Below are 16,248 nucleotides of genomic sequence, written 5' to 3'. Positions count from 1 at the left end.
CGCAGTCCACACTTTGAACCCCATCTTCTGGAGAGCGTTCCATGTCTGACCGCTATATCGACTTCGCCAACTCGTCCATCGGCCACCGTCTGGTCGGGGCCCTGGGCCTGCCGTCGCCGGTGCGGCTGGAACGCTGGCAGGCCGGGCGCCTGCGGCCGGTGGAAGGTGCGCTGCTGATCGGCGGCGGGCCGCTGGCCGAACGGGTCAGCGCCTTCGCCAACCGGCTGACCGATGCCATTTACCGCTACGGCGACCAGCCTGCGTCCGCCACCCAATGGATTCCCGGCCATGGCCCGAAGCTCAAGGCCGTGGTGTTCGACGCCAGCGATCTGCAGCACACCGACCAGCTCAAGCAGCTGCGCGAGTTCTTCCAGCCATTGATGAAGAACCTCGACAGCAGCGCGCATCTGGTGATCCTCGGCCGCGCCCCGGAAACCCTGCGCGAACCGTTTGCCGCCAGTGCTCAGCGGGCACTTGAAGGTTTCTCCCGCTCGCTGGCCAAGGAGCTGCGCAGCGGCGGCACGCTGCAATTGATTTACGTGGGCGAAGGCGCCGAGGATCAGCTTGAAGGGCCGCTGCGGTTTTTCCTCTCGCCGAAAAGTGCATTCGTATCCGGGCAAGTGATTCGCCTGAATCCTTGCGCCACGCCGGTAACCGACTGGACACGCCCATTGGCCGGGCGCAAGGCGCTGGTCACCGGCGCGGCGCGCGGCATCGGCGCCTCCATCGCCGAAACCCTGGCCCGTGACGGCGCCGAAGTGATCCTGCTTGACGTACCGCCAGCGAAAACCGATCTGGAAGCTCTGGCCGCGCGCCTCGGCGGGCGCGCCATCACCCTCGACATCTGTGCCGAAGACGCCGCCGCGCAGCTGATCGAACAGTTGCCGGACGGCCTCGACATTCTGGTGCACAACGCCGGAATCACCCGCGACAAGACCCTGGCCAACATGACGCCCGAGTTCTGGGACGCGGTGCTGGCAGTCAATCTCAACGCACCGCAAGTGCTGACCAAGGCCCTGCTCGACAGCGGCACTTTGCGCGACAACGCGCGGGTGATTTTGCTGGCCTCCATCAGCGGCATTGCCGGCAATCGCGGGCAGACCAATTACGCGGCGAGCAAGGCCGGGTTGATCGGCTTGGCTCAGGCGTGGGCGCCTACGCTGCTGGAACGTGGCATCAGCATCAACGCCGTGGCGCCGGGTTTCATCGAAACCCAGATGACCGCGCACATTCCGTTCGGCCTGCGTGAGGCCGGCCGGCGCATGAGTTCGCTGGGCCAGGGCGGTCTGCCGCAAGACGTCGCCGAAGCGGTGGCCTGGCTGGCACAACCGGGCACCGGCGCGTTTACCGGGCAGGCGCTGCGGGTCTGTGGACAAAGTGTTCTGGGGGCTTAGGCATGAGCATCGAATGGCACACGCTGCACCGCGAGCCGAGTCTGCCGGGGTTGTATGTCCGCGCGGCGACCCGGCGCAAAATCACCGGCACCACGTTACCCGACAGCGGACTGCGATGTTGGGTCGAGGTCGACGAAAAAAATCTCGCGGCCTATCGCAAGGTCTGCGGTTTTGCCGATGACGGTTTGCTGCCGCCGACTTATCCACACGTCATGGCGTTTGCGTTGCAAATGCAATTGCTCACGGCGAAGGACTTTCCGTTTCCGTTGCTGGGGTTGATCCATCTGAGCAACCGCATCCGCGTCCTTCGGCCGATGGGCGGGATCAGTCGGGCACACGTCAGCGTCCGGGTGCATAACCTGCAACCCCATCCGAAAGGTGCGACGTTCGATCTGTTGACCACGCTCGGCGATCAGCTCGGCCCGCTATGGGAGGCCGAAAGCCGGATGCTCTGTCGCGGCGTGAAGCTTGAAGGCGAGGCGCCGGAGCAAGCCTGGGAACCGACGCGGCCGTTGACGCAGGTTGCGCAATGGAAGGCTGCGGCGGACATCGGCCGGCAGTACGCGAAAGTCTCCGGCGACTACAACCCGATCCACCTGAGCGCTGCCAGCGCCAGGCTGTTCGGTTTCCCCGCCGCCATCGCCCATGGCCTGTGGAACAAGGCGCGGATGCTGGCGGCACTGGCGGATCATCTGCCGCGGGCCAACCTGGAAATCACCGTGCACTTTCGCAAGCCGGTACGCCTGCCGAGTGAGGTTTCGTTATTCGCCAGTGCAGCAGGCTCCAGTGGTGAATTGCGTCTGATCGGCGCTGCAGATCTGGAACACATGGTCGGCCACTGGCAACCGATCGCATGAATTCCCGCGGGGAACATGATTAATTGTGTGTATATAACTTAAGTTTTTGCTTTCGCAATCCAGTCATACACCAAACCTCAAGCCTTGATTCCCAAGGCTTTTTTTTGCGCGCTTATATCCTCGGCATTAGTCGTTAAGCAGCAGGTTCACCGATCTATATAAAGGCGTTAATACCAAGTCGAGAATGGTGTGGATCCAGCCTTGCGATTGATATGAGCACAACGGGCGAAGGCATTGCCGACGGCAGAATCGGCGGGCCATCGAAGACAACGAACGTTGTGACAGGTGCAAGGAATTACCATCATGAAAACTCAAGTGTGGTGCAAATCGGCAACAGCACTGGCATTGATCCTCTCCCTTGGCCTGGCCGGCTGCAGCAGCGGCGGTGGCGGTCATCACAGCAGTTCCAGCAGCTCGACTCCGGACAGCTCCACCGCCGGCACTGGCGGAACATCCGGCTCAGGATCAGGCACTGGCAGCACCGGCGGAACAGCAGGTACTGGCGGGACGGGTGGCACCGGTACAACAGATCCAACCAATCCGACCAACCCCACCAATCCAACCAACCCGACGGATCCGACCAATCCCACCAACCCTAGCACTCCGACACCATTGGTCACCTCGACCCTGGTGCAGGACGTCGGCAGCACCGTTGCCGGTGTCGGCAGTGGTGTCGGTCAGGTCGGCGACTCGCTCAGTAGCGTGCCTGTCGTCGGCGGTGTCGTGCAAAGCGCCGCCAGGACTGCCGGCAACGTGGTCACCACATTGGGCGACGGCGTGGCCAACGGTCTCGGCAAACTCGGCACCACCGACAACGGTCTGGGTGTCACCGCCTCGGCGGTCGGCGGCGTGGTGCAGGATGTCGGCAACGGCGTATCGGATCTGAGCGGCAAACTGGCCACCGCCACCGGCAGCGTTCCCGTGGTCGGCGGTGTGGTGACCAAAGTTGCACCGTTGCTCAACGGGGTTGGTGAAAAAGTCACCATGCTCGGCGATACCTTGAGTACGGCCACAACGACTGGCCCACTCGGCTCGGTGACCAAGGACGTCGGCAACGGTCTCGTTCCGGTGATCGCCATGGTCGAAAGCACCACCGACAAACTGGGCAGCGCGACCGGACTGGGTGCGCCATTGAACGGCGTCCTGCAGAAAGTCGGCAGCACCGTCGACGGCGTGGGCGACAACGTCACCGCAGCGGGCAACGGCAACGCCCTGACCAACACCGTCGGCGGCGCCCTGAGCAATGTTGGCACTACCGTCGGCAAGGCCGGCGGGCTGGTGGACAACGGCACCGGATCGGGCACCGGCGTGGGTGGCGGACTCGGCGGCGTCGGCAACAATGGCCTGCTGCAAACCGTCGGCGGCGCCGTGGTCAATGTCGGCGCCGGGCTGGGTGCAGGCAACAGCACACTCGGCGCACCGGGTAACGTACTGGTCTCGGCCGGCAATACGGTCGCTTCGCTCAACACCGTGCTCGGCGGCTCGGGCTCGCCGATCACCAGCCCTACTGCGCCTCTGGCCAGTCTGGGCAGCGGCGTCGGCGGCGGGCTAGCACCTGTCACCAGCGCCGTAACCAACCTGACCCAGAACGTCGGCGGCGCCACCGGACTAGGTGCTCCGGTGGCCGGCATCACCAGTCAGGTCGGCGGTGCTGTGGGTAATCTCGGTGGCGCCATCGCCGCCACCAACAACCCGGTCACCACCGCCGTCGGAGGCCTGGTCAGCAACGTGGGCGGCACGGTGGCCGCGGTCGGCGGTCTGGTCAACGGTGGCGCATCCACCGGTGGCACCGGTGCCGGCACCGGCACTGGCGTCGGCGGCGGGCTGGGCGGTGTGCTCGGTGGCCTGACCGGCGCGCTGGGCGGCAACAAACGCTGAATTGCACCTGGCCGATTCGACGGCCGCACCTACAGCGCCTACGCTTGGTTGAAGGCGGAAGATTCCCGTGAGTCTTCCGCTTTTTTTCTTAGGAAAACCCTGCCCGGTGCTGCGGTTTGAACATGGAGTGTCCTATGCGCGTAATGGCATCCCTGCTGTTGCTCAGTCTCAGTTCCACAGCCCTCGCCGACACCCTTCCCAGCTTTCTGAACAGTAACGAAACCATCCGCAACCTGCCGGTGCCGAACCTGCCCGCCGACGCTTACCGTCCGAGCGCCGCGCCGCTGCAGGTTCCGGAACCCGGTGCCGCAGCGGCCGAGCCGTTGATGATGGGCACGAAGATCAACCTGAAAACCGTGCAGATCGAAGGCGGCACGATCTATCCGCTCAACGAACTGGCAGAGATCTACAAGCCTCTGATCGGCCATGAGTCCAGCCTCGCCGACCTGATCGAAGCCACCCGCAATATCACCCGCCGCTACCAGAACGACGGCTATCTGCTGTCCTACGCCTTCCTGCCGAAACAGAGTTTCGATAACGGTGTGGCGCGCGTGGTGCTGGTGGAAGGCTATGTTCGGGATGTGCAGGTGCAGGGCGACGTGGGCCGGGTCAAGGGGCTGCTCGACAGGCTGGCGGCGAAAATCCAGGCCGAACGTCCCCTGACGCGCAAGACCTTCGAACGCTACACCACCCTGATGACCCGCATTCCCGGCGTCACGATCCAGGCCCAGGTGCCACCGCCGGGGACCACCGATGGCGCGACCACACTGGTCGCCCAGGCCAGTCGCAAACCGTTCACCAGCTCCCTGAGCACCACCGAAGACAACCGCAAGGGCACCCAGGCCCTGCTCGGTGTGAGCAGCAACTCACAGACGTCGATGGGCGAACAGCTGACGCTCAGCGGGCTGTTTCCACCGGGAAAGGATCACGAGCATTACTACCGTCTGGACTACAGCCAGTTCCTCGACGCCGAAGGCACGCAACTGAACCTGTCCGCCTCGCGCTACCGTGCCGACCCCGGCACCAACGTCGCGCTGGACAATGGCCTGGAACTCAAGCCCCACCGCGAGAATGACCGGTACTCGGTTGGCTTCAGCCTGCCGCTGATTGCCGCCTCGAACGAACTGCTGACTGCCGGGGCGCGCCTGTACGCGGTCAACGACAAGACCCGCTATAACGTCATCGGCTATCCGTTGAGTGTCGAAGAACGCACCGACATCCGCGCCCTCGCCTTCGAAAGCGACTGGCGCAAGGCCGACGCCCGCCAGTTGCGGATTCTCAGCGGCGGCGTCTATCAAGGGCTGGACAGCATGGGAGCGCACACCAACAACAGCGCCATCGATCTCAATTTCCTGCGCCTGCGCCTTTCCGGGGTGCAGAGCGACAAGTTCTTCGATAACTGGCAAGGCGTGCTGTCCGGCGCGTTGTACTGGACCGACGACACCCTGCCCGACAGCGAGCGCGCGGTGTTCGGCGGGCAGAATTTCGGTCGTGGCTACCCGGACGATCAGGCGTCCGGCGACAAGGGCTGGGGCGTGGCTTACGAGATCAACTACAGCTTCAACCGCGACGGCAACTGGGTGCGCATTCTGCAACCCTATGTCGTGCTCGACCGTTCCCGCAGTTGGTTCAACCAGTTGCCGGTGCAGGCCAACAGCCTCTCATCGGCAGCCGTGGGCCTCAGATTTGGCGATGCCAAGTACTACAACATCGCCCTGGAAGCGGCCAAACCCATGTCGGATGAAGCGCTGGATACCTACAACCGCCGGCCGCGCTACAGCATCAGTTTCAGCTATCAGCTGTAGCCATCGGGCGTCGGATTGAAGTTCTTTCGCAGTGACCGTCAGCCTTGAGACCACTGACGGTCACTGCAGCGGTCTCAGGATTCAGGAAACATTGACCCTGGGCTTGGGGAACAGGTTGTCGAGGGTTTCCAGCAGCCGCACGTGATAGATCGGCTTGCGGAACAGATCCAGCACCTGCAACCGCAGCATGTCGCTGACGTCCTCCATGTCCGCATGCCCCGAGGTCACGATCACCGGCAGATGCTGGCGCGAAGTGTGTTCGCGCAGGCGCTTGATCAGCGACATGCCGCTTTCCTCCGGCATGCGCAGATCGGTGATCACCAGGGCGATGTCGGGATGGCGGGTCAGATGATGCAGGGCGAGCTTCACCGAGGTCGCGGTATGACAGACGAAGCCCTCGCCCTCCAGCAACTCCGCCAACTCCAGCAATGCGTCCTCTTCATCGTCAACCAGAAGCAACTGTTGGCGGGGCAGTGAAGAAGCAGTCATTGGTCAATCCCTGAGAAACTGAAGGTGGAACCGAGTGTAGTGCGAGATTCGCCACCCATCGAGTCAGGGCAACTGCGTCGGCGCAGTCTGTGCCGTACCGCCCAGCGCCACGAGGATGCTGTTGAAGATCGCCAGCACCTTGGCGCCTACCGGCGTCACGAACACCACAACCACAATGGCGACCATCGCCACCACAATTGCGTACTCGATGGCCGACGCGGCTTCGGTGCTTGCCAGGAACGACCGGGCACGCATGATCAGGTATTCGAAGAGCATGGACATTCTCCTTCATGCCCGGGATTTTCCGGGCACCGGAAAGCCAATGATCGGGGCAATGCCTGAACGCTCCTGTTCAGCAGCAGACAGGCATCCACAGAGGGAGAGAGCGTTCGGTCAAGGAATGCCGGGCTTGGTCGGAGCAGTGCCACCGAGCGAGGTCAGGATCGCGCTGAAAATATTGAAGACCTTGGTGCCCATCGGTGTTACGAACACCACGACCACCACCGCCACCATCGCTACCACGATCGCGTACTCGATAGCCGAAGCCCCTTCCTCACTCTTGAAAAACAAACGGGCCCTGGCCAGCAGATAATCGAGAATCATACGTCCACTCCTTTGCGCCCATGGCGCCGATGTCGCGACAGCGGCAAAGCTTCCACCGTGCTATCTGAGCATTGTCAACAAAGCCCCCGTCAACAACTGTAAGAACGGGTTAATCACAAAGCATTAACCGCTTCGTCAACCTCCGTGATTTCGACTGCTAATTGGCCAACACCCATACTTTCGTAGGTTATTTGCCGGCCAGTAATGGCGTTTTGGCTTGTTTCAGCTAGCGTGGAAATAGCGAAATAGTTGGATGTTCATAGCTGCCTGATTGCGATGTTCCCTTGGTTGGAAGTGCGGGCTGGTAGTGCAGCAGGAAAGGGAGAGCCGTCATGAACAGTCGTGTCACCATGGGACTTGCCGCCGTGCTTCTGTTGGGGGCCATCGTCGTCGGCTACTGGGGCCTGGTGCTCAGCCGGCAACCGGCGCCGGTTGCCGAGGCACCAGCGCCTGCGGTGGTCACCGTGGAAAAGACCGTCGCCGCTGCCGAAGACCAGACCCGCCAGCCTGTGGTGGTGCTGGTGCATGACGTCCCTCCATTCACCCCCCTGACCGCCGCCGACCTGGCCATCGAGAAACTGCGCAGCGCCCCGGCCGGCAGCCTGAGTGCAATCGATCAGGCCGTGGGCCGCACGCCTTGGCGCCACCTGAGTGCCGGCACCTGGCTCAACGCTGAAAGCTTCGAGGCCGGCGGCGCGCTGGCGCGCATGATTCACAGCGACGAGCGCGCGCTGGCGGTGTCGGTGGATGAAGTCATCGGTGCCGCCGGGCAACTGATGCCCGGCGATTACGTCGATGTGTTGCTGTACCTGCGCCAGGACGCCAGCAACCCGCAGCAGTCGGCGCAGATTGTGGTGCCGGCGATGCGCGTACTCGGCGTCGGCGAACAATACGGCCTGACCAACGACGGTCAGCCGGCCACACCTGCACTGAGCGCCGACGACAAGCTCAAACAGGATCAGCGCCGGCTCACCGCGCGCACCGTGGTGCTGGCGGTGCCGGAACAACTGCTGAGCCGGATGATGCTCGCCACCCAGGTCGGGACCTTGCGCCTGGCCGTGCGCAGCAGTGAGGAACAGCGTCTGGCCAAATACTGGGCCGGCGAAAACCAGGCACCGGACAAACTGGTCGCCGCCAACAGCCAACTCTTCCAGTTCACCCAGCTTGCGCTGGGCGCCGCGCCGAAAGTCCCGTCCAGCGGCGAGCATAGCGGTGCAACGCGGCCGGCGGTGGAAGTGATTCGCGGCAATCAGATCACCCAACAGAACCCATGACTGAGCAAGGATCCAAGTGCATGCAGAGTCGTTTCTGGCCGACCTTCAATCCCCTGCTCCGGGCCTTGCTGTTGACGGGACTGTCGATCAACGCCGCCCAGGCGGCCACCGGCAACTGTTCGGCCCTGAGCCGCTTGCCGCCGGTGATCGAAGTCAATGAAGGCTGGCAAAAGGATCTGCAATCGCCGGTGGCAATCACCCGCCTGGCCATCGGCGATCCGAAAATCGCCGACGTGCACGCCACCGGCAACTCGTCGTTCCTGCTCACGGGTGTAGCCCCCGGTGCCACCAGCCTGATGGTCTGGACCGGCTGCTCCAGCGAGCCGCGCCAGAGCATGGTATTTGTTCAGGGCGCTGCCACGAACGCCCTCACCGGCGCCGGCCCGCTGCCTTCAGATGACGCGCAGCTGCCTTCGCAGGTACAGACCGACATTCGCTTCGTTGAAGTCAGCCGCACCAAACTCAAGCAGGCCTCGGCCAAACTGATCGGCACCCGCGGCAACTTCCTGTTCGGCTCCCCCGGAACACTGCCGCCCATCGATGGCGTGCCCCAGCCGCGACTGCCGGTGGACAACTCGCTGTTCAACTTCTCGTGGATCGGCGGCAATACCATGGCGATCATCAACGCCCTTGAAGGCAGCGGTTTCGCCTACACCCTGGCACGGCCAAGCCTGGTGGCGCTGAACGGGCAAAGCGCGAGTTTCCTTGCCGGTGGCCAGATCCCGATCCCGGTCCCCAGCTCCGGCAGCGACAGCGTGTCCATCGAGTACAAGGAGTTCGGCATCCGCCTGACCCTGACGCCCACGATCATCAGCCACGACCGCATCGCCCTGAAAGTCGCACCGGAAGTCAGCGAACTGGACTTCAGCAACTCCGTGCAGATCGCCGGCACCACGGTACCGGCGCTGACCATCCGCCGCACCGACACCAGCATCTCCCTGGCCGATGGCGAGAGCTTTGTCATCAGCGGCCTGATCAGCACCACCAACAGTTCCCAGGTCGACAAGTTTCCGGGGCTCGGCGATATCCCGGTGCTCGGGGCGTTTTTCAAAAGCTCGCAGATCAAACGCGAAGAGCGTGAACTGTTGATGATCGTCACCCCGCATCTGGTGCGTCCACTGTCGGCGGAAGCGCAACTGCCGTCGCTGCCGGGAGAAAAACTGCGCAACTACGACCCGAACTTCTATCGCATGTTCTTCATGGAAAACGGCAACTTCGACAAGCGCAGCGGGTTGTCCCAATGAGCCAGAGCCTGAGCCAGACCTTTCTCGCCATCACCCGCAACAGCACCGATCTGGAGTGGCTGCAAAGTGCGCTCGCGCCGCTGGGGCAAGTGGTCAGCGCCGGTACGGGCAGCCTCGATGAATTGCTCGCGTTGGTGGATGTCACCTTCGCCAGCCTGGTGTTCGTCGGCCTCGACCGTGAACACGTGGTGGCCCAGAGCGCGCTGATCGAAGGCGCGCTGGAAGCCAAGCCGATGCTGGCAATCGTCGCCCTCGGCGACGGCATGGACAATCAGTTGGTGCTCAACGCGATGCGCGCCGGGGCACGGGATTTCGTCGCCTACGGTTCACGCTCCAGCGAAGTCGCGGGGCTGGTGCGCCGCCTGAGCAAACGCATGCCGCCGGTGACCCACAACACGCAACTGGGTGGCCTGACGGTCCTGTACGGCGTGCAGAGCAGTTCCGACGGCGCGCTGTTGTCCAACCATATGGCGCTGGTGGTGCAAAAGAGCGGGCAGCAGACGCTGCTGCTGGATCTCGGCCTGCCCCGTGGCGACAGTCTGGCGCTGTTGGGGCTGGAGAGTTCGTTCCACTTCGGCGATGCCTTGCGCCATTTGCGCAGGCTCGATGCGACGCTGATCGACAGCGCCTTCACCAGCGCCGAAGCCGGGCTGCGGATTCTCGCGTACGCCGACAATGACGAGCCGCTGGAAAGCACCAGCGCCGCCGAGCTGTACATGTTGCTCAGCGCCCTGCGCCAGCACTTCCAGCACATTGTCGTGAACCTCACCGGCCAGCCTGACAGCGAAGCCTTGCGCACCTTTGTCAGCCATTGCGACAAGCTGATCTGGTACACCGACCAGAACGTCCTCAATTGCCGGCGCAACTTGGCAATGTTCAACCTGTGGCGGGAAAAAGGCATGAAGCTCGATCACGGAAGGCTGTTGGTCGACCGCTATCTGAGTAACGTCGCGCCGGATGCGGACACCCTCGGCAAGACCTTCAATCTGGAAGTGATCGCCGTGCTGGCCCTGAGTCCGGAGCTGCGCCTGAATGCCAAGAATCAGGGCGTCAGCCTGTTCGAACTGGCCCCCCGGGAAAAACTCACCCAGAGCCTGCGGGCGCTTGGCGAACGTCTGGCCAAACGGTCCGAAGGCCTGGCCAAACCCAAGGTCACCTGGTTCGACCGGTTGCGGGGCAGCTCATGAGTCCGGAAAAACTCTTCGGTGCTCCGGCTCGCGGTCAGTCGGGCAACACCGACCACGAAGGCCTGAAACTGGTGCTGCATCGCTACATCATCGATGCCATCGAAGAGTCGGGGAAAAACCTGCTCGAAGGTTCGCGGCAGTTGCTGGCGCAGTTCGTCACCGACAAGGTCGCCGAATACATCGCCCGTCTGCACCTGGCGATTTCCCGTTACGAGATGGAGCGGCTGGCGGAAGAAATCGTCGATGAACTGACCGGCTTCGGCCCGCTGGAAGTGTTGCTGCGCGACTCCGCCGTGACCGAGATCCTGGTCAACGGCCCGCACCGGGTATTCATCGAGCGTGACGGCGTGCTGCACCAGAGCGACCTGCGTTTTATCGATGCGCACCACGTCGAACGGGTCATGCAGCGCATTCTCGCGCCGCTCGGACGACGGCTCGACGAGTCGTCGCCGATGGTCGATGCGCGCCTGCCCGACGGCAGCCGGGTCAACGCGATCATTCCGCCGATCGCCCTCGACGGGCCGTGTCTGTCGATCCGGAAATTCCGCAAGGACATGCTCAAGAGCAGCGACCTGATCGCCATGCAGACCATCGACCTGGCGATCTTCGATTGCTTTCAGGAGGCCGTGGGCAAACGCTGCAACATCCTGATCAGCGGCGGCACCGGTACCGGCAAGACTACGTTGCTGAACATTCTCAGTCAGCTGATCAACCCCCATGAACGGCTGGTGACCATCGAGGACGTCGCGGAACTGCAGCTTGGCCACCCGCACGTGGTGCGCCTGGAAACCCGGCCGCCGAACGCCGAGGGGCATGGCGAGGTCAAGGCCAGCGACCTGATCCGCAACGCCCTGCGGATGCGCCCGGACCGGATCATCCTCGGCGAGATCCGTGGCGTCGAAGTGCTCGACGTGCTCACGGCGATGAACACCGGTCACGACGGCTCGATGAGCACAGTCCACGCCAACAATGCCCAGGATGCGTTGCTGCGTCTGGAAACCCTGGTCGGCCTGACCGGTCGCACGGTGGCCGAACGCACGTTGCGACAAATGATCTGTGCCGCGCTCGACATAATCATCCAGTTGACCCGCATGCCCGACGGCCGCCGTTGCGTGAGCGAGGTGGTGGAAGTGGTCGGCGTGCGCGAAGACATCTACGTCACCAACACGTTGTTCCGCCTCGATCGACGCACCGGGTTCGGCTTCCTGCGCGAAGCGGTCAATCCGGCCGGCGACAAGTTGCGGCACGAGTCGAGCCTGGGCTGAGCGCATGGAGCTTTCGTCATGATGGGGCCGGTGATTCTCATCGTCATTTGCCTGATGCTGCTGGGGCTGTCGATTCGTCTGTTCCTGCATGGCGTGCGCAAAACCGCCAACGAACGGGTGCTCACGCGACTGGCCGCCGGGCAACCGCAGACAGCCCCCGGTAAAACTTCGTGGACGGGGCTCGAACGCATGTTCCTGCGGGCCGGCCTGGGCCGCCCCGGCGAGCGTCTGGGGTTGTGGCTGGCGTTATGGGCCATCGCGATGATGCTGGGTTACCTGACCGCCGAGTGGGTCGGCCTGCTGATCATGATGCTGGCGCCGCCCCTGGTGTTGCGCCTGTACATCGCGTGGCTGTATCGCCGCCGGCTCAACCGCATGATCGAGCAACTGCCGCAGCTGCTGGACCACACGGTGCGCAGCCTCAAATCCGGGCGCACCCTGAACGATGCCGTGCTGGGTGGCATCGACTCCAGCGAGGATCCGCTGAAGACCGCAATGGGCCGGGTGCAGCGCAACGTGCAACTGGGGGTGAACCTGCCGGATGCGGTGAGCGACTTTGCCGAGCTCTACGAACAGGACGAACTGCGCATGTTTGCCCTGGGGCTGAAGGTCAATCACCGCTACGGCGGCAATGCCAGCGAGTTGCTGGAAAACCTGATCAAGCTGATCCGCGAACGCGATCAGGGCGCCCGCCAGTTGCGCGCCCTGACCGGCGAAACCCGCTTGACCGCGTGGGTGCTGGGATCGCTGCCGGTGATCATCGTCAGCTACTTCATGCTGACCAATCCCGGTTACATGCTCGGCATGTGGAAAGACCCCGGCGGCCAGACCATGCTGATCATCGCGGTGGTGCTGCAGGTCATCGGCAGCCTGGCGCTGTGGCGCATGTTGAGGAGTGTCTGAGATGGTGATCCTGGCCAGTCTCATGCTGCTGCTCGGGGCGCTGTTGCTGGTCGGCAACCACTTGCTGACCGAACGTCGCCGGGTACGTCAGGTCAACCAGCGCCTGCAGGGCCATCTGGTGCGCGAGAGCCGTTTGCGTACCTTGTTGCGAGCGCTGGGCAACAGCCGGTTCGGCCAGCGTTCGGTGAGCATGGACAGCGAAACCCAGACCCTGCTCAACCGCCTCGGCTGGCGCCGGGCCAGTGAGCGCTCGCTGTTTGCCGCCTGCCAGATCGGCACGCCGTTACTGGCATTGGGCATCGGTTTGTTTCTGCAGGAAGTGTTCTTTCCCCAGGCGCCCAAGGGCTGGCTGGTGCCGATGTTCGCCACCGGCACCGGTTACCTGCTGCCCAAGCGCCTGCTGGCTTATGCCGCCGCCCGGCGGCAAAAAATCATTTCGGTGGAGGTTTCGACGTTCATTCCTCTGCTGCGCATCCTGTTCGAGTCCGGCATGGCGGTCGAACAGGCACTGCGCGTGCTGAGCATCGAGGGGCAGAAGCTGCTGCCGGAACTGACCAGCGAATTGCGCCTGATCCTCGCCCGTGTCGACTCGGGGCTGGAGCTGGGCCAGGAGCTGAACAAGGCGGCGGCGATGCTGGCGGTGGATGAATTCACCGACACCTGCGTGATCCTGCAACAACTGATTCAACAGGGCGGCGGCGCGATGAAATCGCTGCTGGCGCTCAAGCAACTTCTGGATGACCGACGCCTGACGCGTTTGCAGGAATACATCTCGAAGATGTCGGCGAAGATGTCGGTGGTCATGATGCTGTTCCTGTTTCCGGCCTTGCTGATCGTACTGGCGGGCCCTGGATTTACCGCAATCACCCGGGCGTTTGCGTCCTGACATGGAGAGCGTTTGATGAAAGCACTGATGGTGGTGGCAAGCCTGTTGCTGCTGGGCGGTTGCGCAACCGATGGTCAGGCGCCGTGGACGGCCATGCTGGCGCCCACCAGTTGCAGCAAGCTGAGCGCCGAGCAGGAGTTGTCGCTGAATCTGGTGGACGATCTGGCCAATGACGGCAAGCTGCACGCCAGCCTCGCCAACCTGCAAGGCCTGCCCGACAACCTCGTGGAGGTGCGTCTGCGCAAGGCCAAGGTCTATCGTCTGCTGGGGCGCAGCGAAGCCGAACCGCTGTATCGCGGCCTGCTCGGCACTTGCCTGAGCGCCGACGCCGAACACGGTCTGGGTCAGCTGTATGCCGCACGCGGCGATAACGGTCAGGCGCAGGCTCATCTGCAACGGGCCGTTCGACTGGCGCCGACCAATGAAAACATCCACAACGATCTGGGCGTGGTGTACCTCAATCAGTTGCGGCTTGAAGACGCGCGCTTCGAATTCCTCACGGCCATCGAGCTCAAGCAGAACAATCAATTGGCGACGCTGAACCTGATCACCCTGCTGATCTACCAGAACAACTGGCAGCAGGCCGCCGAAATCGTCAGTCGCGCGCACCTGACCCCGGAACAGTTCACCGACGCTCAGGAGCGGGCGGAAAAACTCAAGTCCCCGATCAAGGCAAAACCTGCCACCGGCAATCAGGTCGCGGTGGCGGCCGACCCGCAACCGGCGACGATCAAGTGAACCTCAGGGAGGCCACATGAACATCTGCAAAACACTGTGCTGCATAAGTCTGTTGAGCCTGCCACTCGGCGCGCTGGCCATCGACGCCGGCCCCGCCTCGGCCCAGCAGCAGGAAACCGAAGGCTGGCTGTTGCTGCAAAGCCGCAACAAGGCCGCCTCCCCCGATCCGCAGGCGGCCACGGCCACCGAACGTGAACTGGCCATGCAGCGCTGGCTGAAGAAATACAAATATGACATCCCCGATTTCTATGACCCCGACGCCGGGGGCAAGATCGAGAGGAAGAACTGACGTCCCTGGCCCCACGATGGCGGCCAGGCACAACGGACTAGTGCGCGGTCACCCGCTGCCGCAACGCCGCCGCACTTGGCGACAAGGCCAGCGCCAGTTGGGTGCGGTTGTGCATGTGGGTCAGGCGCAGCACCTGTGAGACGTAAAGCTTGACGGTGTTTTCGGTGATGCCCAGCTCGCAGGCGATCTGGTAATTGGTCTGCCCCTTGCCCACCAGACGCGCCACGTCCAGTTGCCGCGGTGACAACTGATTGAAGATGGCCGGGATCTCCAGCGCGTCGGTGTCACCCGATGCCTGCTCACTGACGGGAGCCGGCCCGCGGCGCACCTTGTCCAGATCCTGATAAAGATCATCGATGGACGACGACAGGTCTTGCAGCTTCTGATTCAAGTGCCCCAATTGCAGGGTTTTCTGCCGCTCCTGCAGCACCGCCTCCTGCCGCTGCAGGCCTTCGAGCAGTTCGTCGAGGTTGACCGGTTTCTGGTAGTAGTCGGCAATCCCGGCGCGCAGTGCCTTGATCACGTCCTGCTTGTCGGCGCGGCCGGTGAGCATGATCGCTTCGAACACCCGCGCCTTGCCGGCCTGTCGCTGCAGTTCCTGCACCAGCTGGATGCCGTCGAGGTCCGGCATGTGCAGATCGCACAGCACCAGACCGATCGCCGGGTCCTCGGCAAAACGCTCGACGGCCTCTTTGCCGGACCCGCAGGGGACACAGCGATAGCCGTTGCTCTCGAGGAACTCACAGAGCTCCTCGACGATCAGCGCCTGATCATCGACAACGAGGACTTTTACCGCAGATGTAAGCTTGTTCACGTGCCACTCCATGCCCGGGCCAAAACTGACCATTCCTGTACTGTCAGCCGTTGGCCGTATAACCAGTACCTTTGAAAGTAGACGCACTTTCCGACTATGTACATAAGACTAGTGGCGTTTGGCGACTAATGGATCCAAGGTAGTACAAGCAGGAAACCGATCAGCACGAACGGCGCAAATGGCAGCTTTTTTGACATGGATGGCGCCATATATCGAAGACGATGCCTAAGCCCTTGACTCATATGCAGCCAGACTCTTGGCGCCAGCAGGATCCAGACGACGCTTGCGACGCCGGCGCCGATAAAAACCCCGAGCAACGAAAGACCGTCCGTCGCAAGGCCGAGGGCTGTCATTAATTTCACATCGCCGGCCCCCATGCGCCCCATGAAATACCCCGGCAGGGTGAACGCCAGCGCCACCAGACAGGCCCAGCCGCCCTGCTCCGCTGCGGCACCGGTCCAGGTCGTTCCGAAATACAGCAGATAAACCAGTGCCAGGGCGCCAACACCCAAGGTCATGGCATTGGCGATCCTCCGTTGCCGGGCATCCTGGGCCGCACACAAGGTCAACCAGATCAGAAGAACAAGGCTTTGCATCCGGTAAAAACCGTCCGTTTTGGCTG

Annotated in this window: 17 protein-coding genes; 12 read left to right on the top strand and 5 right to left on the bottom strand. The window is 62.9% G+C overall.

Translation table 11 applies throughout. The features are described from left to right. Positions 1–41 precede the first annotated feature (41 nt). The 4 genes from ACKLNA_RS17040 to ACKLNA_RS17025 all read left to right on the top strand — a co-directional run bounded on the left by ACKLNA_RS17040 (position 42) and on the right by ACKLNA_RS17025 (position 5,934). The gene (locus tag ACKLNA_RS17040) at positions 42–1,394 is read left to right on the top strand and encodes a 3-oxoacyl-ACP reductase (protein ID WP_408986526.1); all 1,353 of its coding nucleotides are present in this window, start codon (positions 42–44) and stop codon (positions 1,392–1,394) included. Between the two features lie 2 nt (positions 1,395–1,396). Next, positions 1,397–2,251, top strand: coding sequence for a MaoC family dehydratase (locus ACKLNA_RS17035; protein WP_408986525.1), 855 nt, complete (start codon positions 1,397–1,399; stop codon positions 2,249–2,251). A 303-nt stretch (positions 2,252–2,554) separates the two neighbouring features. Continuing rightward, positions 2,555–4,129 carry a collagen-like triple helix repeat-containing protein gene (locus tag ACKLNA_RS17030; protein WP_408986524.1) on the top strand — a complete coding sequence of 525 codons (1,575 nt, stop codon included), beginning with the start codon at positions 2,555–2,557 and terminating at the stop codon, positions 4,127–4,129. A gap of 134 nt (positions 4,130–4,263) precedes the next feature. Then, entirely contained in the window at positions 4,264–5,934 is a 1,671-nt protein-coding gene (locus tag ACKLNA_RS17025) for a ShlB/FhaC/HecB family hemolysin secretion/activation protein (RefSeq protein ID WP_408986523.1), read from the top strand. Positions 5,935–6,015: 81 nt separating this feature from the next. On the opposite strand, the gene ACKLNA_RS17020 is transcribed toward ACKLNA_RS17025, so the two are convergent. The 3 genes from ACKLNA_RS17020 to ACKLNA_RS17010 form a co-directional block, all read right to left on the bottom strand. Further along, complete coding sequence (locus ACKLNA_RS17020) at positions 6,016–6,423, bottom strand: response regulator (protein ID WP_085732763.1); 408 nt, start codon at positions 6,421–6,423, stop codon at positions 6,016–6,018. A 63-nt stretch (positions 6,424–6,486) separates the two neighbouring features. Further along, positions 6,487–6,699, bottom strand: a complete 213-nt coding sequence (locus ACKLNA_RS17015) for a Flp family type IVb pilin (RefSeq protein ID WP_408986522.1) — start codon at positions 6,697–6,699, stop codon at positions 6,487–6,489. Positions 6,700–6,816: 117 nt separating this feature from the next. Next, positions 6,817–7,026: a Flp family type IVb pilin gene (locus ACKLNA_RS17010; RefSeq protein ID WP_085711257.1), complete on the bottom strand. Its 210-nt coding sequence runs from the start codon at positions 7,024–7,026 to the stop codon at positions 6,817–6,819. A 332-nt stretch (positions 7,027–7,358) separates the two neighbouring features. On the opposite strand from ACKLNA_RS17010, the gene cpaB reads away from it, so the two are divergent. From cpaB to ACKLNA_RS16970, 8 genes are read left to right on the top strand one after another with little or no spacing between them, the layout of a single operon-like run. Beyond that, positions 7,359–8,300 (top strand): Flp pilus assembly protein CpaB, encoded by a 942-nt coding sequence (cpaB, locus tag ACKLNA_RS17005; protein ID WP_408986521.1) that lies wholly within the window; start codon positions 7,359–7,361, stop codon positions 8,298–8,300. 20 nt (positions 8,301–8,320) lie between these two features. After that, positions 8,321–9,544 (top strand): type II and III secretion system protein family protein, encoded by a 1,224-nt coding sequence (locus tag ACKLNA_RS17000; protein ID WP_408986520.1) that lies wholly within the window; start codon positions 8,321–8,323, stop codon positions 9,542–9,544. Continuing rightward, entirely contained in the window at positions 9,541–10,731 is a 1,191-nt protein-coding gene (locus tag ACKLNA_RS16995; RefSeq protein ID WP_085711254.1) for a pilus assembly protein, read from the top strand. The genes ACKLNA_RS17000 and ACKLNA_RS16995 overlap by 4 nt, the downstream gene beginning before the upstream one ends. Beyond that, complete coding sequence (locus ACKLNA_RS16990) at positions 10,728–11,996, top strand: CpaF family protein (RefSeq protein WP_408986519.1); 1,269 nt, start codon at positions 10,728–10,730, stop codon at positions 11,994–11,996. The genes ACKLNA_RS16995 and ACKLNA_RS16990 overlap by 4 nt, the downstream gene beginning before the upstream one ends. A gap of 18 nt (positions 11,997–12,014) precedes the next feature. Then, positions 12,015–12,899: a type II secretion system F family protein gene (locus tag ACKLNA_RS16985; RefSeq protein WP_408986518.1), complete on the top strand. Its 885-nt coding sequence runs from the start codon at positions 12,015–12,017 to the stop codon at positions 12,897–12,899. Between the two features lies 1 nt (position 12,900). Beyond that, the gene (locus ACKLNA_RS16980) at positions 12,901–13,785 is read left to right on the top strand and encodes a type II secretion system F family protein (protein WP_408986517.1); all 885 of its coding nucleotides are present in this window, start codon (positions 12,901–12,903) and stop codon (positions 13,783–13,785) included. A 15-nt stretch (positions 13,786–13,800) separates the two neighbouring features. Beyond that, positions 13,801–14,523: a tetratricopeptide repeat protein gene (locus tag ACKLNA_RS16975; RefSeq protein ID WP_408986516.1), complete on the top strand. Its 723-nt coding sequence runs from the start codon at positions 13,801–13,803 to the stop codon at positions 14,521–14,523. Positions 14,524–14,539: 16 nt separating this feature from the next. Further along, positions 14,540–14,812 carry a DUF3613 domain-containing protein gene (locus tag ACKLNA_RS16970; protein WP_408986515.1) on the top strand — a complete coding sequence of 91 codons (273 nt, stop codon included), beginning with the start codon at positions 14,540–14,542 and terminating at the stop codon, positions 14,810–14,812. A 37-nt stretch (positions 14,813–14,849) separates the two neighbouring features. Here ACKLNA_RS16970 and ACKLNA_RS16965 read toward each other — a convergent pair whose 3' ends face one another. Together ACKLNA_RS16965 and ACKLNA_RS16960 are read right to left on the bottom strand one after the other, a co-directional pair. Next, a complete protein-coding gene (locus ACKLNA_RS16965; protein WP_134825358.1) occupies positions 14,850–15,626 on the bottom strand; it encodes a response regulator transcription factor in 777 nt (258 codons plus the stop codon). Between the two features lie 125 nt (positions 15,627–15,751). Next, a complete protein-coding gene (locus ACKLNA_RS16960) occupies positions 15,752–16,222 on the bottom strand; it encodes a prepilin peptidase (protein ID WP_408986514.1) in 471 nt (156 codons plus the stop codon). Positions 16,223–16,248 lie beyond the last annotated feature (26 nt).

Origin of the sequence: Pseudomonas sp. UV AK001 (assembly GCF_046097675.1) — a bacterium.
In the GTDB taxonomy this organism is placed as follows: domain Bacteria; phylum Pseudomonadota; class Gammaproteobacteria; order Pseudomonadales; family Pseudomonadaceae; genus Aquipseudomonas; species Aquipseudomonas kribbensis.
Note: the sequence above shows the minus strand (reverse complement) of the source record. Positions and strands in the feature narration are given on the sequence as shown.